This is a genomic window from Sinanaerobacter chloroacetimidivorans, from assembly GCF_018128545.1.
Taxonomy (GTDB): Bacteria; Bacillota; Clostridia; order Peptostreptococcales; family Anaerovoracaceae; genus Sinanaerobacter; species Sinanaerobacter chloroacetimidivorans.
In genome coordinates this window covers 51,281-70,569 of sequence record NZ_JAGSND010000003.1, presented here as the reverse complement: position 1 = coordinate 70,569, position 19,289 = coordinate 51,281, and the positions used below count along the sequence as shown (strand labels likewise).

At 45.1% G+C, this 19,289-nt stretch carries 16 protein-coding genes; 3 read left to right on the top strand and 13 right to left on the bottom strand.

The window, feature by feature from the left end:
* Nucleotides 1-90: 90 nt before the first annotated feature.
* The 3 genes from KCX82_RS05735 to KCX82_RS05725 all read right to left on the bottom strand — a co-directional run bounded on the left by KCX82_RS05735 (nucleotide 91) and on the right by KCX82_RS05725 (nucleotide 6,459).
* Nucleotides 91-3,078, bottom strand: a complete 2,988-nt coding sequence (locus KCX82_RS05735; protein ID WP_227017491.1) for a methyl-accepting chemotaxis protein — start codon at nucleotides 3,076-3,078, stop codon at nucleotides 91-93.
* Nucleotides 3,079-3,255: 177 nt separating this feature from the next.
* A complete protein-coding gene (locus tag KCX82_RS05730) occupies nucleotides 3,256-5,385 on the bottom strand; it encodes an oxidoreductase (protein WP_227017490.1) in 2,130 nt (709 codons plus the stop codon).
* 213 nt (nucleotides 5,386-5,598) lie between these two features.
* Nucleotides 5,599-6,459 carry an AraC family transcriptional regulator gene (locus KCX82_RS05725; protein WP_227017489.1) on the bottom strand — a complete coding sequence of 287 codons (861 nt, stop codon included), beginning with the start codon at nucleotides 6,457-6,459 and terminating at the stop codon, nucleotides 5,599-5,601.
* Nucleotides 6,460-6,842: 383 nt separating this feature from the next.
* On the opposite strand from KCX82_RS05725, the gene KCX82_RS05720 reads away from it, so the two are divergent.
* The 3 genes from KCX82_RS05720 (at nucleotide 6,843) to KCX82_RS05710 (ending at nucleotide 8,545) form a co-directional block, all read left to right on the top strand.
* Nucleotides 6,843-7,328, top strand: coding sequence for an N-acetyltransferase (locus tag KCX82_RS05720; RefSeq protein WP_227017488.1), 486 nt, complete (start codon nucleotides 6,843-6,845; stop codon nucleotides 7,326-7,328).
* Nucleotides 7,329-7,559: 231 nt separating this feature from the next.
* Nucleotides 7,560-7,979: a Fur family transcriptional regulator gene (locus KCX82_RS05715; protein WP_227017487.1), complete on the top strand. Its 420-nt coding sequence runs from the start codon at nucleotides 7,560-7,562 to the stop codon at nucleotides 7,977-7,979.
* A 71-nt stretch (nucleotides 7,980-8,050) separates the two neighbouring features.
* Nucleotides 8,051-8,545, top strand: coding sequence for a rubrerythrin family protein (locus tag KCX82_RS05710; RefSeq protein ID WP_227017486.1), 495 nt, complete (start codon nucleotides 8,051-8,053; stop codon nucleotides 8,543-8,545).
* 107 nt (nucleotides 8,546-8,652) lie between these two features.
* Here KCX82_RS05710 and KCX82_RS05705 read toward each other — a convergent pair whose 3' ends face one another.
* The 10 genes from KCX82_RS05705 to KCX82_RS05660 form a co-directional block, all read right to left on the bottom strand.
* Entirely contained in the window at nucleotides 8,653-9,285 is a 633-nt protein-coding gene (locus tag KCX82_RS05705; RefSeq protein ID WP_227017485.1) for a hypothetical protein, read from the bottom strand.
* Nucleotides 9,286-9,426: 141 nt separating this feature from the next.
* Nucleotides 9,427-10,575 carry a nicotinate-nucleotide--dimethylbenzimidazole phosphoribosyltransferase gene (gene cobT / locus KCX82_RS05700; RefSeq protein WP_227017484.1) on the bottom strand — a complete coding sequence of 383 codons (1,149 nt, stop codon included), beginning with the start codon at nucleotides 10,573-10,575 and terminating at the stop codon, nucleotides 9,427-9,429.
* A 3-nt stretch (nucleotides 10,576-10,578) separates the two neighbouring features.
* Nucleotides 10,579-11,958 carry a cobyrinate a,c-diamide synthase gene (locus KCX82_RS05695; protein ID WP_227017483.1) on the bottom strand — a complete coding sequence of 460 codons (1,380 nt, stop codon included), beginning with the start codon at nucleotides 11,956-11,958 and terminating at the stop codon, nucleotides 10,579-10,581.
* 33 nt (nucleotides 11,959-11,991) lie between these two features.
* Nucleotides 11,992-13,227: a precorrin-6y C5,15-methyltransferase (decarboxylating) subunit CbiE gene (gene cbiE / locus KCX82_RS05690; RefSeq protein ID WP_227017482.1), complete on the bottom strand. Its 1,236-nt coding sequence runs from the start codon at nucleotides 13,225-13,227 to the stop codon at nucleotides 11,992-11,994.
* A gap of 1 nt (nucleotide 13,228) precedes the next feature.
* Nucleotides 13,229-14,518, bottom strand: coding sequence for a glutamate-1-semialdehyde 2,1-aminomutase (hemL, locus tag KCX82_RS05685; RefSeq protein WP_227017481.1), 1,290 nt, complete (start codon nucleotides 14,516-14,518; stop codon nucleotides 13,229-13,231).
* Nucleotides 14,518-15,501 (bottom strand): porphobilinogen synthase, encoded by a 984-nt coding sequence (hemB, locus tag KCX82_RS05680; protein WP_227017480.1) that lies wholly within the window; start codon nucleotides 15,499-15,501, stop codon nucleotides 14,518-14,520. The genes hemL and hemB overlap by 1 nt, the downstream gene beginning before the upstream one ends.
* Nucleotides 15,492-16,538: a cobalt-precorrin 5A hydrolase gene (locus KCX82_RS05675; RefSeq protein ID WP_227017479.1), complete on the bottom strand. Its 1,047-nt coding sequence runs from the start codon at nucleotides 16,536-16,538 to the stop codon at nucleotides 15,492-15,494. The genes hemB and KCX82_RS05675 overlap by 10 nt, the downstream gene beginning before the upstream one ends.
* Before the next feature lie 36 nt (nucleotides 16,539-16,574).
* Nucleotides 16,575-17,213, bottom strand: a complete 639-nt coding sequence (locus KCX82_RS05670) for a precorrin-8X methylmutase (protein ID WP_227017478.1) — start codon at nucleotides 17,211-17,213, stop codon at nucleotides 16,575-16,577.
* A 26-nt stretch (nucleotides 17,214-17,239) separates the two neighbouring features.
* On the bottom strand, nucleotides 17,240-17,770 hold the full coding sequence (locus tag KCX82_RS05665) for a cob(I)yrinic acid a,c-diamide adenosyltransferase (RefSeq protein ID WP_227017477.1): 531 nt from the start codon (nucleotides 17,768-17,770) through the stop codon (nucleotides 17,240-17,242).
* A 1-nt stretch (nucleotide 17,771) separates the two neighbouring features.
* Nucleotides 17,772-19,289 (bottom strand): cobyric acid synthase, encoded by a 1,518-nt coding sequence (locus KCX82_RS05660; protein ID WP_227017476.1) that lies wholly within the window; start codon nucleotides 19,287-19,289, stop codon nucleotides 17,772-17,774.

The following is a 19,289-nucleotide window of genomic DNA, read 5'->3' as shown; positions in this document are numbered from 1 at the left end:
TTACTTGAATCATATCACAAATAGCATTGAATGCAAGATTTCCTGAATTTTACTACCTTTTTTGCAAGCAAATCTGGTGTGAATACAATTTTAATGACCCGAAAGAAGCAGGGTTTCCGATCCGTATAGTTCTTTTGTATCAGTATTGAATCTGAATCTGCCGACCATTTCTTTGAGAAGTTCTGCCTGGCCTGAAAGCTCCTCACTTGCTGCGGCACTCTCTTCCGCCGTTGCGGAGTTGTTTTGTACAACCTGAGATACCTGCTCGATGCCCTTGCTGATAAAAGAGATCCCGGATGCCTGTTCGTTGGAAGCCTCAGCGATTCCCTGCATAAGTCCTGCAGCCTCTTCGATTCCTGTTACGATTTCAGAAAGCCCTGACGCCGTTTCGTTGGCAATCCTTGTTCCAACCTGAACTTTACCGATTGAGCCCTCTATCAGATCCGTGGTTTCTCGGGCAGCATCAGCGCTCCTTGCTGCAAGGTTTCTTACTTCTTCCGCAACCACTGCGAAGCCTTTCCCGTGCTGGCCTGCCCGGGCCGCCTCCACCGCAGCATTCAGTGCCAGAATATTTGTCTGAAAAGCGATATCGTCAATGACCTTTATGATTTTAGAAATATTGGCTGAGGATTCATTGATTTCTCCCATGGATTCCAGCATGCTCTGCATCTGAGCATTTCCTTTTTTGGCATTATCGCATACGGTTTCTGCAAGATCACTGGCTTGATTTGCATTTACCGCGTTTTGTTTTGTCTGGGAAGCAATCTCAATGATAGAGGCAGTCAACTCCTGAATAGAGCTGGCCTGCTCCGTAGATCCCTGAGATAAGGACTGGCTTCCGTCGGATACTTGTCTGGATCCGGATGCAACCTGGTCCGCAGCCACGCTGATGTTTCCCATGACCTGATTCAAGCTCATGATGATATTATTCAGGGAATCCTTGATTTCTATGAAGTCGCCTTTATAGTCCTCCGTAATGGAAACGTTGAGGTTTCCGTCCGCCACCTCTGAAAGTATGGCTGAAATCTCATTTACATAACTCCTAATATTGTTAATCGTGTCGTTCAGTGCTTTCTTGATCTCCGCATGATCTCCGTTATAGTCACCGGTCATGGTTACCTGCAGGTTGCCCCTTGCCATTTCCTTCATAACGGACAGCGCTTCTTCTATGGGTTCCACAACCGCATCCAGAGTCTGATTCAACCCCTCCATAATCTGAGCAAAACTGCCGCCATGCTTTGACGAGTCAGCTCTATAGTTTAAATTCCCTTCAATAGCAGCCTCCGTCATTGCAGAAGCTTCATTGATCAGCATCTGGATTGCCTGAACGCTTTTGTTCAGATTCTCATTGATATTTTTAAAGTTCTCTCCGATTCTTTGCGTGTCTTTATCGGTATCGAACAAGACCGTTTGAATGTTTAAATCCCCTTTTCCCAATTTTTCAAGGTTAACGATGAGATTTTCCACTTCTCTATCTTGGTACTCTGTCTGTTTGCGGGAGATTTCAGCGTTTTGCTCCGCCTGTTTCATAGCATTGATCACATCCGTCTGATCCACGATGATTTCGAAAACCCCGACGACATTCTGATTTTGATCCAGGACAGGCATTCCGGAATATGAAATTTCCAAATTCAGATCATTGGGATGAGCACTCGTTTCCCTTGTCATTCTGGTACACTTCTCCATGGCTTGTCTGCAGGCACAGTTTTCAGTACCGCAATCTTCTGTTTTCATGACATCGTAACACTTGAGGCCCATCGCCTCATCTCTTGAAAGAGCCGCAATATCAGCTCCCGCCTTGTTGATATAGACGATGGAATAATCTTTGTCCATGATGATAATCGGGGAAGGAAGTTCATTTATGTACCCAACCAGCGCATCAGTCGTTCTATTGATACCGTCTATGATTTTTGCAAAATCGCCGCCATGAATCCTGCTGTCGGCTCTTTTATCAAGTCTTCCGTGGATGGCCTCATTCGCCAACATGTCCGTATCTCTGATAAGACTGTTAATAGCGGTAATACAGGTATTTAAACTGTTTTTAATTCCATTAAAGTCCCCTTTATATTCTTCTGTTATCAGCTCCGGTATATCGCCCTTACTGATGCGATTCAGATATTCGGCTGAAACGGAAAGTGGACTGGTCATCGCATCCAGTGTATGATTGACTCCCTGAATGATCTCTTTATAGCCGCCCTGGAACTTTTCGGCATTTCCGCGAGTTGACAGCTTTCCTTCCACTGCCCCTTGTGTCAGCATTTTCGCTTCGCCTATCAATGCCTGCAAGGATACGATAATGGCTTTCATGCTTTTTGAAAGTACGCCTAGTTCATCATCCTTATCGTATGTGACGGTAACATCAATGTCGCCTTTTGCAATGGAAGAACTTACGGCAACCAATTCATTTACCGGTGCCAGGATTTCGCCCTCTAATCTCTTGCTTATTATTGCAGATACAAAAATGGAAAGAAGAAGTCCTGCAGCCATGAGGCAGATCACCAAAATCTGAGCAATGGCGGCATTGTGCAAATAATCCGTGGCAGCTGATTCGGATCTGGTGTGGAGCACCTCCAGCGTATCTCTTGCCACCTTAAAAATGGGAAGCGCTTCATCATTCATGATGTTCAGTGCTTCTTCCCATTCATTATCCCCGTTCGCATCAAAGGTGGTCAGTTTTTCTCCGATTCGATCCAGAGCAGGATAGGATTTCTCAAATTGTGTTTGAAACAAATCGATCTCTGCTATTTGATCTTTTGGAACAACTGCTTTCAGCTCCTCAATACTTGACTGGAGTTCTTTCTCATTATCTTTAATCTTATTGACATGGCTCACAATTGTTTGGTTGTTCGTTTCTGCCATGGCAATATAAATATTTTTTTCAATTATTTCGATATTTTTTTCTATGGTACCGACGGCTGCCATCTCTTTATAAGGGCCGTCATAAATGCCCCTCGCATAAGAAACTAAAATTAAATTCGATAAGATACTCACTATCATCATGCCAATGATAACGAATGTTACTTTCAGGAATCCGCTCCTTACTTTTTCTCTCAATTTTTGATGTTTTTTACTTTTCATGTATTTTACCGCCTTCCTTTCTGAGTATAAACCGCTTCCATTTTGAAACTAACTGCTGCCATTTTAAAACACTGCTTACTAATGAAATGGGTAATGCCTTATCAGCATTACCCAGGTTTTTTTCATTTCCCGCCGTTTCAGTGTACTTCAAATATTACCAAAATTCAACAGTTTATTTTATCGGGTCAGCATCCCGTAAACATCAAGGGGCAGTTCATTGATAACAGAATGGTTGGGGTTAAAGAGCAATGAATCCTCATCCAGTTTCAAGCCAAACAGGGCTCCCTCATCTACTGCGGCATGGAGGTTTCGTACCGATACTGCATCTCCCGCATTCACAACAGGAAGTCCGGCTGCCGCCAATTCGTCGAAAAATGCGTGGTTGGGTCTTACATGACAATTGACTATGGTGTCTGCCTCAATTTCAAATTTGTTAAAATCCCTGTCTATAAGAACTACACTTTTGTCTTTTATCTGGTAAACGGTAGTGTTCTCATGTACGGTAACAGGATGCTGATAGATAGTCTTGCCTTCCAATCCTTCTGCATGCTCCTGACGAAAGTTTTTACGGGTAACATACATATGTATGACTTCCAGCCTGGAACCCAGCTCTTTCTCTTCCGTCACGACAGTGACTTCTTTACCGATACCGGCTAAGAACTCAGCAGTATCCACTGCAGCAAAATGATCTCCCCAGATCAATACTTTCTCACCTGTCTTGTGCATCTCACGGTCACCCGGATGGTGTTCACAGGTTTTCTTCGGACAAGCCAGGACCTTCTGGAAGGGTACAACTATCGGATTGTCATTTCCAATGCAGTCCGGTAAATACGAGACGGACCCCGTAGCATTCAGAATGATATCAAAATTTCTCAGTTCGTCAATGTCCGGAGTGTGATTCAACTTAACCTGTACTCCCAGCTTCTTGATCTGCAAGCGAACCCAGTCGGCATACCACTTCATCTTTTCCTTACCGGGTACGACACAGCAGCCTAAAATAGCTCCTCCCAATTCACCGGTTTTTTCAAAGATCGTTACCTGATGGCCCCGAACCGTGGCCATCCGTGCTGCCTCCATTCCTGCAGGGCCGCCGCCGACAACCGCTACTTTCATAGGCTTTTTTGCCGGTTCCAGTTTATCAAACTCCATGTGACCACAGGCAGGATTGATGGCACATTGAATCTCGCGTTTCGCCATCATGGATTCCTGCCAGCAGCCGGTAAGACAGCTGATGCATTTACGGATTTCATCCTCTTTTCCAAGAGCCGCCTTAATTGACCAGTAGGGATCTGCCAAAAGCTGCCTGGAAAGACCCACCATATCCGCCTTTCCTTCCGCCAGAATTCCTTCACAGTATTCCGGGTTTCTCAATACACGGTTGCAGATAGTAGGAATGGAGACAGACTTCTTTATCGTATAAGCCGCCTCAACCTGCCAGCCCTCGTCGTATTGCATAGGACAGAATCCTGCCCCTGGGGTCTCCTGGATGCAGCAGCTTAAATCCAGACAGGCGACTCCTGCCTTTTCAAATTCCTGTGCCACCAGCACACTTTCATCCAGTCGGCGGGATCCTTCCAGAAATTCGTCGATGGAATACCGTACAAAAATCGGGAAATCTTTACCGCATTTTTTCTGTATGGATGCCACGATAGCCAGGGGAAATCTCATACGATTTTCGAAGCTGCCGCCGAAGCGGTCATTCCTTCGGTTCAGATAAGGGCTCATAAATTGGGAAATCAGATATCCATGTGCGGCATGCAGTTCCACACCATCAAAACCGGCCTGTTTCACCCGCCATGCGGCATCTGAGAATTTATCGATCATATCCAGGCACTCTTCCGTGGTAATGCCTCGAACAGCCTTCCCTTTTTCCTCCGCATTTTCAAAGACAATCTCATGACCGGCGCTCCAGGGCAGCTTCACTACCATATCGTTAGTGGACATGGTGTTATAGCGGGGAATGGCACATTGCCGCCCGGGGTGCTGCAGCTGAACGATACATTTGGCACCGTATTTATGCATAGAAGCGGCCAGTCTGGTCAAACCGGGGATATAATTGTCGTTGTCTGCAACCAGACAGGTCACCGTGGGACGTCCCGTTGCCGAATCGGGTGTTGTAGCACCCACAATAATCAACCCGGTGCCGCCTTTGGCAATTTGCGAATGATGGTGAATATCACGTTCACTTACGGAGCCATCCGCATTGGATGAACTGATATCGGTAGGAACATGGCAGATACGGTTTGGGATTACCATATTTCCGATTTTCAGCGGCTGGAAAAGATGCTCATACTTTTGGCTTTGCATAAAAAAACCTCCCTTACGTTATTGTAATTCCGATTCGTAATTCACAAGTTGCGTTTCATACAACCGATACTCATAGATTACCAATAACAGGAGGCAGAAAAAATATCAGGATAGGCAAAAAGACTGTCAAAAACGGCTGCTCATTGTTTTCTGTCTAAATGTCCGCTCACGGCTTGGAAATGGCTGCTCATTGTTTTCTGCAGAGACGCGTGGTCATGGCTCCATCAACTTTCTGCGGTACTCGTTGGGGGTCATTTTTTCATGGCGTTCAAAGAGCTTGTAGAAACTATACAGATTCGAAAATCCGGCCTGCGCTGCGATTTCCGAAATCGTCATGCCGGTGTCGGCCAGAAGCTTTTTCGCTGCCTGGTACCGAAGGCTGATCAGATATTCCTTAAAACCGACATGCATGGTTTCCTGAAACAGGTGCCGGAAACGGGATGCACTTAAAAATACAATCCGTGCCGCTTCATCAAGGGTAACATTTTCTGTAAAATGCTGCTCCATATATTCAATAGCAGGTCGAAGCTTCATAAAGCGATCCATTACAGTGCTCGCCGCCTCACCCAGGTTGTAATATCCGATCAGCTCTGCCAGCACAACCCTCAGCTTGGCGCTGATAAGGTGACGGTAGCCCGGACGGCGGCGGCGGTTTTCTTCTATGATATCGGAAAGCATACCATTCAACCTTTGTCCGATCTGGCTGTCTCCGTTAATTTTGTTGCAAAATTCCTCCGGGTTATATAAAAAAGGAAGAAGATATTCATAATCAAATTTCTGATCGGCATTATGAACGACAAACTGGGGATAAAAAATAAGAAATGTAAAGGAAGCAGTCGTGCTTGGATGCGCAAAGGCACCGTGCTTTTCCATATTGTCTACGATAAAGATATCGCCTTCGGCATAGGGATAGGTTTCCTTTTCAAAGACGAACTCACCTGTTCCGCCTGTACAAACAGCCAGTTGGTAATAGTTGTGCCAGTGCATGTCCACATCGGACTCATCCACGATATAATCTACGCAGTCAAACTCAAATCCGGCAGGCAGATCATACCGCCAAAAGAAAAGACTCATCGTATTCCTCCTCTTAAAATACGAAATACTGAAAATACTGCTTTCAAAGGCCGGCTTATCCGGCGGCCCGAAGCCCAAAATACCGCTGTCAAAGACCGGCTTATCCGGCAGCACCAGCGTCGAAACTACAGCTGCCGGGCGCCGGCCTTAGAGCGGCTCCCAAAAGAAAAATTGATTTTACTATATATTACTCCGGTTTATTTCAAATGGCAATGCTGATCGCATACAGATCATGGTATTGACTACGAAATGGATAGCTCCAAAACAATGTTATTATTTTTTGTATTTTTATTCATCATCATGAATATTATGTATTGCAATGCGATAAAAAAGGTGTTATGATAGATAAATAAAATCATTGAAAATTCAGAAAGGAACAAGTTATGAACATTCGAAAAGCCAGGTTGTCGGACACAGAAGCCATTCACAAATTAGTGAATCATTATGCAAAGAAAAGCTTGATGCTTCCTCGTTCAAGAAGCTCAATTTATGAGTATATACGAAATTATTCTGTTATGGAGATCGATAACGAAATCGTAGGAATCGGAGCACTTTCCATACTTTGGGTTGACCTTGCGGAAATCAGAACGTTAGCCGTCAAGGAAAGCCATGCCGGCCAAGGGATCGGAAAAAAGCTTGTAGAACATTTTCTGAAGGAAGCAGAAGAACTGGGAATCAAAAAGGTCTTTACGCTGACTTATCAGACTTCCTTTTTCAGCAAGTGCGGATTTAAGGAAATCAGCAAAGAGCACATGCCTCACAAGGTTTGGAAGGATTGCCTGAATTGTCCTAAATTTCCTAACTGCGATGAAGTTCTGATGGTATTTGATAATGAAGAAACCTCAATGATGAATGCAGCACAGGAATAACGAAAAAACCCTGCAATTGTATATTTGAATTGCAGGATTTTTTATTTTTTTGAAAGATTTTCTCAAAACAACATATGAACAAAATGGGGAGAAATCAATAATATTTTTTTATTTTTTTAGTTGACATTCAAAATAAATGTTATTATAATAAAGTTGTAACGATTACAACATAATTATTGTTACATATTAAAAATTATTACTTTCAATTTTTAATATAGGATGTGATATGGAATGAAACCTACATTTGAAAATCTGGCAGATATATTGAAAGAAAAAAATATCCGCCTTTCACACCAGAGATTAAAGGTGCTGGAATATCTGATCCATAACCGATGTCATCCTACAGTGCATCAAATTTACACGGATCTCCACAAAGATATCCCCACCTTATCGAAGACAACCATTTACAGTACATTGAATGCTCTAGCCGAAGCGGATCTTGTCAGGGTCATAACCATTGAAGACAACGAAACACGTTATGATATCGCTACGGATGATCATGGGCATTTTAAATGTGAGTCTTGCGGGAACATTTACGATTTTGATATTGAAGCAGAATCGATCACTGGGGATTTAAAAAACTTCAAAATCAAGGATAAAAGCGTATATTTTAAAGGCATTTGTCCAAAATGCCAGGAAACGCTAAGCTAAAATACGTTCATTACGAACGTTAAGTACAATAAGTATATAAATGATCAACTATTATAATGGAGGTAAGTACTATGGAAAATCAAAAAACTTTACAAAATCTTATGGAGGCATTTGCCGGAGAATCCCAGGCGAACAGGAAGTATCTGGCTTACTCAAAGAAAGCCGAGGCAGAAGGGAAAATTAATGCAGCGAAGCTTTTCAAGGCAGCTTCCGATGCCGAAACCTTACATGCACTTAAACATTTTGAAGTTGCTGGAAAAATCAGTTCAACTGCAGATAATCTGAAAGATGCAGTTCTTGGCGAAACCCATGAATACCAGGATATGTATCCTGATTTTCTGAAAGACGCCGAGGCTGAAGGAAACAAAGCTGCTATTGCTACGTTTACTTTTGCCATGAAAGCGGAAGAAGTACACGCAAAGCTGTATCAAGAAGCTTTGGAAAATATAGACCAGGCGGAAGAAATCTTCTATTACCTCTGTCCGGTATGCGGAAACATCGAAAAAGCAGTACCTGAAAAATGCTTTATCTGCGGCGTACCCGGATCTAAGTTCATCAAATATTAAAAATTGCAGCCACCCGTAAAAGCGGGTGGTTTTCTTTTGGCAGCAAGCCGGAACGAAAAGACGAGGCATTGACCTCGTCTTTCATTTTATGCGAGTAACTTATTCACCTAATAGTCATTCCTATTTAATTGATCGGCCCATTCAGGATATAGTCTTAAAATCTGCATCTTAGCAAATCTGGTTTTCAAGCGTTCGTAAGCCTGAGAATAAGGTTTGGATGTTTCCGCCGGAAACAATTCGATGTTTTGAGTCTTTTCGTCAAGATTCACAGTCACTGTTATCACATGATCTTTCATCGCATCGGCACCAGGATCGGCATATATAAAAAGTGCTGTTTGCATATTTTCAGGAGCATCATAAAACTTGCTTAGTTTATGACTTGTACCCGAGCCGCCATTTAGTCTGTACACGCTGTCTCGGGGAGGAGAATCATAATAATCTTCACTTAAACCGCCTCTGCTGCCAAAACCATCTTCATAAGATATTTCCGCATGTTTAACAGCAGAAAGTTCCGATACGTCTTTTTTAAAGGTAGCGGTTAAATCATTCGTTTCCTTTTTTTGATAATATGTCATACCATCTTTTTCAGGAAACGTAACAATTATATTTTTCTTATATTCGCATACCCAATTCTCATTTTCCCCTGTGTAAGTATAATCGTTCCTGATTACCATTTCATACGAACAGCCTGCCGTCAAAATTGATAGGATTGCAAGCAACGCGACAACCGCTTTTTTCATATGGTCATACCCCCTATTCTTCCGGAACCAATAACTCCCCTTACTGCCATGACTTTTAAGGGCGACACTATAGATTTTTTGATATTTTCGTTCCTTACCAAATTATACCACGAAAATATTTTTTATTCATTCTTTTACAGGTTAGAAGTCCAATTTTCTGATTTCTTCCAAATAGTCATCATTGATTTCCGCTTCTGCAAAGGTAGCCATATGGTTCATTACTGCGCAGGCGCCCCGAATGATCTGAAAAGCCAGAGGGCAGCCGCTGCCTTCTCCTAGGCGCAGATCAAGATGAAGCATGGCAGGAAGCCCCAGAGCTTTGAGCGCGTGACTATAGCCTTGCTCCTTTGACACATGTGATGCAATCATATATTTTTTCGCAAAAGGAGAAATCTTTACGGCAGCCATTGCTGCTACTGCCGAAATAAATCCGTCGATCACCACCGGCAGTTTATATACCGCAGCGCCCAGAAAAGACCCTGTCATTGCAGCCAGATCAAACCCTCCAACCTTTGCCAGGACATCGACTACATCCAGGTCTTCTTGTCCTGTAAACTCATATCTCTTCAGCACCTCTTCAACGATTTCCCGTTTTCTTACAAAACTCTGTTCTGTAATTCCTCCGCCTTTTCCTACGGTCTCCACTACCAGCAAACCCGTTAACGCAGATAAGACTGCCGCGCTGGTAGTGGTATTTCCAATTCCCATTTCACCGATCCCGAAGATCGAGTATCCGGCTTTTTTCAGATCCCGAGCCATTTCCAATCCAACCCCAATCGCTTCCACCGCTTCCTGACGGGTCATTGCAGGTTCCTTTGCTAAATTACAGGTACCTTTTTTAAGCTTCCGATCAATAATTTTATTGGGAACCCGGACTTCAGATCCGATTGTTTCCAAGGTATCCGTTACCAGAAGCTCCTTTGGTACATCCGCATTGATACCTAGATCTACAACCATTAAATCTGTGTTAAAATATTTTGCCAAGGTTCCCACTCCTGTCAGCCTTCTAGTAAAATTAATGGTCTGTGCTAAGGTTACCGATTGCGGAGCGGATGAAACCCCCTCCTCCACAACACCGTTATCCGAACACATAATCACAATACAGGATTTATCGACATTGTTATGTAATTCGCCGCTGATTCCGGAAAGCTGCACAGCGATATCCTCAAGACGGCCAAGGCTTCCCGGAGGTTTAGCCAGGGAGTCCTCTCTTTTTCTTGCAGCGTCCATGGCTGCATAGTCTAGATCCTCAATGGTATTCACCAATTCAAATAATCTTTCTTCCTTCATCACTTATCCTTTTACTACCTTCCTTAAAAATTCAAAGGCCACCTCAATATTCGAATAGAAATGAATATGAGGATAACCCGCCCATAGATTTCCTTGTGTAATTATACAATCCCAATTCACCTTTCTCAATGGCTTTTGGGCGTGAAAGCTTTTTCCTGGATTGGTGCTGTCCCAATAATGAAACTCATGCCCTTTTATCTCTGCACCTTTATTGCAGAGAAGATTGTCTTCCAAAGCAGTAAGGGTAAGATATCCGAACCTTGCCAGTTTTATTGTGGGAAAGCTTTCTCCCTCAATGACCCCTGCCATTTCAAAGGGAATTCCATCTCTGTCAAGGACATACTGATGAAGATACATAAAGCCACCGCACTCAGCGAGACAGGGCAATCCGTCTCGAACCAGCCTTCTGATTTCACACAGCAGATTCTTGTTTCGGGACAGCTGCTCCAAATAAAGTTCCGGATATCCTCCTCCAAGAATCAGACCATCAATCCCCTCGGGCAGGAATTCATCTTCCAAAGGGCTAAAAGGAACAATCTGTACACCCAGTTCTTGAAGCAGATCTAGATTGTCCTGATAATAAAAACAAAAAGCTTTGTCCAAAGCAACCGCAATTTTAACCGGCACATTCATTATAAACTTTTTAATTCTCTTCACTTCCTCCGGAATCTCGTAGGTCACAGGTAACGCTTCTTTTGAAATTTCCAGAATCTTCTCTAGATCGATGGTCGCTTCCATCTGTGCCGCCATTTGCTGAACAATTCCCTTTAAATTCCCGATTTCCTTTGCAGTTACCAAGCCGAGATGTCTGCTTTCTAGCCGGCAAGCCTCCATGATTGGTAAATACCCCAAAACGGAAACGTTCAGCTCCGATTCAATGAACTCCCGAATATCTTCATAAATCATGGGAGAAATTCGGTTGAGAATCACCCCTTTTATAAAGTGATCCGGCCGTAATTCCAGGAATCCTTTCATTGCAGCAACGATGGATACGGACATCCCTTTGCAATCCATCACTAAAATAACCGGTGTCTGTGTCTTACGTGCCAGATCATAGGAACTGCCTTCCATGGATTTGCCCGCGAGTCCGTCATAAAATCCCATGACTCCTTCCATGACCGCCAGATCTGTGTTCTCGGAATTTTTACAGAATAAATACTTCGTAAGGTTTTCTCCGGTAAAAAAGAGATCCAAATTCCTTGACTTCACACCCAGTACCTCAGCATGAAACATAGGGTCAATATAATCAGGCCCTGATTTAAATGAGGCCAGCTTTTTGCCCCGATTCAAAAATGCCTGCAGCAAGCCGCAGGTCACCGTTGTCTTTCCACTGCCGCTTCCGGTAGCCGCTATCATGATTCTAGGTATGCTTCGTTGCTCCATTTTCTCTCCAATCGTAATTTTATTTGCAAGATCCTATGGTCTTTCCCCGCTGATGACAAAGATGGGATTCTGCCCCTGCATCATATGATAATTTGCGGTTTCCTTTCCATGGGCCGCAAAGATCTGTACCAGATCTACGTCCTCAAATCCGAACCGTTTCAACTGTTCCAAAGTTTCCATCATGGTTTCGAGGGTAATTGCGTTCACCACTACCCGAATCCTTGGGTTCTTGTTGATTAACAGTTCCAGAATCTCCGGAAGATTTCCCTTGGTTCCTCCAATGAAGGCCCGATCCGGCGCAGGCAAATTACCGAGTGCTTCCGGGGCTTTTCCAGGTACGATTTTTACGTTCCAGGCACCCAGCTGCTCCACATTTGCCCGTATCAGTCCCAGTGCATCTTCGTCGTATTCCACGGCGTAAATACTTCCCTCGCGGACTTGAAAGGCCATATCCACGGAGACAGACCCTGTTCCTGCGCCAATATCATAAACAATATCGCCCGAACGCAGCTTCAGCTTTGATAAGGATATACTTCTGATCTCACTCTTCGTCATAGGCACCTGCCCTCGGAGGAACAGACGGTCATCCAGGCCGTGTGTCGCCGTCGTTCTTTTGATTAACCTGTCATTCTCTACCAGCACCACGCTTAGAGGATCAAACTCCTGATCTGTCAGGCTTCCGGCAGGCGCTGTAAGAATCCGCTCTTCCGGATAGGAGAGTTTTTCTCCGACATGCACCGTTGCCTCTTGCAAATGATTCTCCGCAAGAACCTGGCAAATTCTCTGCACCGAATAGTCTCCTCCCGTCAGAAAGAACGTCTTCGCATGGTTCCATACCGCACCCATAATATTGTCTTCTCTTCCGTGAAGACTTACAATCTTGATATCCTCCCAGGAAAGTTTCAGTTTCGCGCTGAAATATTGAAGGGAACTGATACCGGGTATAAATTCCACCTCATAGTCAAACCATAAGCCTTCGTCCCTCTTTTGCTCTTCAATGAGCTGATTCAGTTTTTTCGCACCGCTGAAAAAGCCCACATCTCCAGACAGAAGTACGGCAACGCAATGATATCCGGGATTTTTCCGAATACTATCTAAAATCTTTCCCGGTGATATCTCATGGTACACAGTACCTGGGAACTCTGGAAAAGCAGCTGTCATCCGTTCCGCACCGATGAGCAGTCTGCTTGCCTCCGCAGCCCTGCGCCCCTGTTCTGTCAAGGTTGCAGCATTCCCCATTCCAATTCCGATCAGATAGATTTTTTTCATGTTATACTCCAAAGAATTGCGCTGCATACTCCAGAGTATCCTTGATATTCTGTTCACTGTGTGCATTTGAAAGAAACATGGCTTCAAACTGGGCGGGTGCAAAATATACACCGCTTTGCAGCATATGTCTGAAATATCGGCCATAAGCAGCCGTATCTGAGGTTTTTGCCGATGCATAATCTGTCACAGGCTTACCTGTAAAGAACAGCGAACCGATCGATCCGAAGTGATTTACAATACATTCTGCCTTTGCTGCCGATATGATTTCCTTCAAGCCATCGCAGAGCATACCGCCCATCACATTGATGCGGGTGTAGATTTCCGGATGCGTTTTCAGCTGGGTTAACTGCGCAATTCCGGCAACCATCGCCACTGGATTTCCTGACAGTGTGCCCGCCTGATAAACGGGTCCGCAAGGTGCAACCATCTCCATGATTTCCCGTTTTCCGCCATAGGCCCCTACCGGCATACCGCCGCCGATAATTTTTCCGAATGTGGATAGGTCAGGCTTCATCCCCAAGAGCCCCTGGGCTCCGTCAAGACCCATTCTGAACCCTGTGATGACTTCATCAGCGATGAGCACCGTTCCGTTGACGTCACAGATCTCTCTGATCTGCCTTAAAAACGCAGGATCAGGAAGTACTACTCCCATGTTTGCCGCAATGGGCTCTATGATTAGGGCTGCAATTTCCCCTTTGTTCTCTTCAAAGAGTGCTTCTACACTGTCAAAGTCGTTGTATTTTGCTGTAAGGGTATCGGAGGCACAGCCCGCTGGAACTCCAGCACTGTCCGGAATACCGCTGTTCATCAGACCCGAACCTGCTTTTACAAGGAGCGAATCACTATGACCATGATAGCAGCCCTCGAACTTTATAATTTTATTTCTGCCTGTGTAGCCTCTTGCCGTCCTCAGAGCACTCATCGTGGCTTCCGTACCTGAATTCACCATACGTACCATCTCTACCGATGGAACCAGCTCACAGACGAGCTTTGCCATAGTGATTTCCGCTTCCGTTGCAGCACCGTAGCTCAGCCCTCTTCCAATTGCCTCCTGAACTGCCTTTAAAACTGCCGGATGATTGTTTCCCAGGATCATCGGCCCCCAGGAGCCGATATAATCAATATACCGGTTTCCGTCTACATCATAAATATATGCGCCATCCGCCCTTTCAATAAATCTTGGCGTCTCTGAAACTGCCTGAAAGGCTCTCGCCGGACTGTTCACACCTCCCGGTATAAACTCCTGTGCCTCCTCGAAAAGCTGGTACGATCTCGTTGTATTCCTATTCATTATCCGATTCTCCCTTCTCCAATCATTTCGGCGATTTCTTTTGCAAAATAAGTAATCAAAATATCGGCACCTGCCCGGAAAATGCTGACCGCTGTCTCTGCGATCATGGCCTTTTCATCTATCATCCCCGTCTGCGCCGCCATTTTTATCATGGTATATTCTCCACTTACACTGTAAGCTGCTGTCGGTACTTTGACCGCATCGGAGATATCACGGATGATATCCAAATAGGATAGAGCCGGTTTCACCATGACGATATCTGCACCTTCTTCCAAATCCAGCCAAACTTCCTTCATCGCTTCTTTCCGATTATGATAATCCATCTGGTAGGTTTTTCGGTTTCCCTTAAAATTGCCGGAGCCTGCAGCCTCCCTGAAAGGTCCGTAGAACGCTGATGCATATTTTGCTGCATATGACATAATCGGCGTATCAATGTAACCTGCGGCATCCAGCTCCCTGCGGATCGCAAGGACTCTTCCGTCCATCATATCCGAGGGCGCGATCATATCTGCTCCGGCCATTACCTGGGACAAAGCAGTTTTTGCCAGCAGAGGCAGTGTCTTGTCATTGTCTACAGAATCGCCTTTTATCATTCCGCAATGGCCGTTGGAAGTATATTCGCACATGCAGACATCTCCGATGTAATACAGATCCGGAAATTCTTTCTTTGCAATCCGCAGGGCCTGCTGTACAATGCCATGATCAGCGTAGGCCTGACTGCCGCACTCGTCCTTATGTTCCGGTATTCCGAAAAACATGATATTTGTAATGCCGGCTTTGGCAGCCTCTTCAAGACCATATGCCAAGGTATCCGGACTATACCGCTTCTGCCCCGGCATAGCAGCGATTTCAGTCCGGATGCCCTTTCCCTCCTCGACGAAAATGGGATAAATTAAGGATGATTTTCCGATCCTGGTTTCTCTCACCAGATCTCTGGTCCTTCCATCCATCCTAAGTCTTCTTGGCCTGTTTCCTATCTCCATTGGTACCCTTCCTTTCTTACGGCAATTGCAATGGTAACGTCGTTTATAGCCTGTTTTTTCACAATCAGCTCACCTTGACTCCCCAGTACCGCCGCTCGTTCACATACATTATCCACACCGGTAATCCTGTTCACAAAGTCTGATGGTGTGTAGTCTCCCGGAGTTGCCCCCAGCTCCTCAGCAGAGAAAACCCAAAAGGGAACCTCTAACTTTTCTGCCAGCTGCGTGATAGCCGGCTCCTCTTTCTTGAGGTCTATCGAGCAAAGTTTTTCAATTGCGTTTACGGAAATTTTTTCTTTGTCTAACACTTTATAAAATCCTTCTTCAATCTTTTCCCGCGAGATCCCTTTTCTGCATCCGATTCCCACAGTAACTGTTTTCGGAATGAGAAATAAGGTTCTGGGAAACGGTGCCGGTTCCTCATAAATTGAAATCCGCAAACCGTAGGTTATGTTTTTACCAGCCTGCCGGAAAAGGATCTGTTCGGGCGGTTCCCCTTCAATGTCAAAATCACTTGAGACTCCAATGACTTCTTCGTTTAGAACAGCGGCCGAGATCTCTTTTGCTAGGTTCATATCTCCAATCCTTAGACGGTTCTTTTTTGCCCAATCATCCACAGAAAATTTATGGTTTAGGTCCGTTGCGGTTGTAATTACCGGTTCCGCACCAATGCTTTCAGCAATCTCCCTGGTCAGGTCGTTGGCCCCTCCAAGGTGACCGGACAGTAACGAAACTGCATATTTTCCTTTTTCATCTACCACTACCACTGCCGGATCCACCGTCTTATCCCTCAAATAGAGTGCGATGGCTCGTACTGCAATTCCGGTTGCGCCGACAAAAATCAAAGCCTCTCTTTCTTGAAAGGCCGTTTTTGTCCAATAAAGCAAACTGTTTTTAAGCGGCAGAATTCCAGGTTCACTGGCAAAAGCTTCTTTCCCCCAAGCAATGCAGTCATGACCGTTGCTGGTTAGTGCGTCTTGTATTCTGATGCAGGTATCTGCTCCTGCTTTCGTAAAAGAAATCATTGAGATTTTCATGGAAATTTGCCTCCAAAATATCCCGCACAGTTCCAGCTATGCTCTGGGTCTGCACTGATAGAGCATGGCATTGCAGATGGCGGCTGCAACATTGCTTCCACCCTTCCTGCCTTTTGCGACAATAAAGGGAATCTTCAGTTCCAGAATCAATTCTTTGGATTCCACAACATTGACGAAGCCAACGGGAACTCCGATAATCAGTTCCGGTTTCATCTTTCCCTCCCTGATCAGCTCATAAAGCCGAACCAACGCAGTAGGAGCATTCCCTATGGCAAAAATCATTGGTTTATTTAATTTTGCTGCTTTATCAATACCGGCTGTGGCTCTGGTTGTTCCATTGGCTTTTGCAGCAGCAGCCACATCTTCATCAGCTATAAAACACAGGGCTTCACCGCCCAGCACCTCCAGAGCGGGTTTGTTGATACCTGCACGAACCATCTGGGTGTCACTGATGATCACCGCACCCTTTTTTAAAGCCTCCATACCCTTCATAACCGCGCCGTCTGAAAAAATTAAATTCTCAGCATAATCAAAGTCTGCCGTGGTATGGATGACTCGCTTGATTACAGGCTCTTCCACAGGATTCAGGCAGCGGTTACCCAACTCTTCTCCGATGATTTCAAAGCTTCTTTTTTCAATCTCTTCAGGTAATACCTGCTGCAACTCTATTTTCATGTTTCACCTCCCGGTCTCCTCTTTCTTTATTTCTCAATTCCGACTCTGGCCGGAATTCCTTTTTCAAACGGGTGCTTTACCTTTCTGATCTCGGACACGTAATCCGCGCAGTCAATCATCCATTGCGCCGGATTTCTGCCTGTCATTACAAGTTCAAGTTCCTGGGGTTTATGATTTACAAAGCTCTGCAGCTTGAGTTGATCCACCAGCCCCCTCCGGCAAGCTCCCACCACTTCATCCAAAACAAGCAAATCACAATTCCCGGACCGAGCCAGGTCCATGGCAGCTTTCAAATTCTCTGAATGAATGACTTTCGTCTGTTCCTTTTGTTCCTCTGTCATGGAGAAGGAGAAAGCAGCCCCTTCTTTTCCCCGGATTACCGTGATATCAGTGAGTTCGTCCAAGACAGCCAGCTCACTGGTAGGCTGATTTTTCAGAAATTGAACAATCACAACCTTCATTCCCGAACCTGCAGCCCGGATTGCCAAGCCCAAAGCAGCAGTGGTTTTTCCTTTTCCATCACCATAATAAAGATGGATCATTCCTCGGCCTTCCATTTCAAACACCCTTCTCCAGAATCTGATAAACCTGATCCATATCAATATTTTCGCGGATTCCCTTTGCAAGCAGATCGTATTGCTGCTCCTTATAATCCCGCATATTCACGCTTGAAATTTCTTCGCAATCAAGGCCTTTTGCCTTTAACAAGGCTGATACCAGCGCTTGTGCCGCACCCTCTCCGTCAAAGATGCCATGGATATAGGAGCCGTAAATATGATGATCGCACATCCCCGCGTATTCTTCAGACTGCTGTCCTGATATTTCATCCAGAACAGCCAAACAGGCGATCTGGTGATCAATCGGCCGGGTCTGACCCATATGAATTTCATAACCTTCTAATTCAATGCCGGACAGCTCTGAAAGCAGACCGGTTATCTGGGAATGAAACCTTCCTTTGACCCGGGTTCTTGTTTTTTCCTTCTCAAATATGGTCTTTGCAGGAAGCAGACCCATGCCTGATATGGTTCCTCCTGCTTCCACACCATAGGGATCCGAGAGTTCTGTTCCCAACATCTGGTAGCCTCCGCAGACGCCAAAGATTGGCGTTCCCAGAGCCGCGTGCTTCAGAATTGAGGCTTCCAGTCCATTTTGACGGATCCAGAGCAAGTCCTCCATGGTATTTTTTGTTCCGGGCAGAATGATAAGGTCAGGCTGCCTCAACTCCTCAACTGTTTTCACATATCGCAGTGTCACTCCCGGCATGTATTCCAAAACATTAAAATCCGTAAAGTTTGAAATACGAGGCAGTCTGATCACCGCAATATCGATCATTCCGACAGCACCTTTTTTTTCAAATCGTTCCGTTAAACTGTCCTCGTCATCGATATCCACCGAAAGATAAGGGATCACACCGATAGCAGGGACATGGATGAGTTCTTCCAGCATATCCAGTCCCGGCTGCAGAATGGTTTTGTCACCCCGAAACTTATTGATGAGAATTCCTTTCACCATGGCACGTTCACTGTCGTCAAAAAGCATCATGGTGCCGGCCAGAGATGCGAAAACACCTCCCCGGTCGATATCCCCTGCCAAAAGTACCGGCGCTTTGGCCAGCTTTGCCATATGCATATTTACAATATCATTTTCTTTCAGGTTAATTTCTGCCGGGCTGCCTGCCCCTTCAATCACAATAATATCGTAGAGAGAGTCCAATTTCTGATATGCTTTTTGTATTTCCGGAACGATATCTCTTTTCTTCAGGTAGTACTCCTTGGCACTCATATTGCCGGAGACCTCCCCGTTGATAATCACTTGAGATCTGGTATCGTTGGTGGGCTTCAGGAGAACCGGGTTCATCAATACGGAAGGCTCGATTCCGGCGGCTTCAGCCTGAACCACCTGGGCCCTGCCCATTTCCAGGCCCTCTTTCGTAATAAAAGAATTCAATGCCATATTCTGCGCTTTAAAAGGTGCAACCCGATATCCGTCCTGCTTGAAGATGCGGCATAAACCGGCGACAATCAGACTCTTCCCCGCGTTGGACATGGTTCCCTGTACCATTATTGCTTTTGCCAT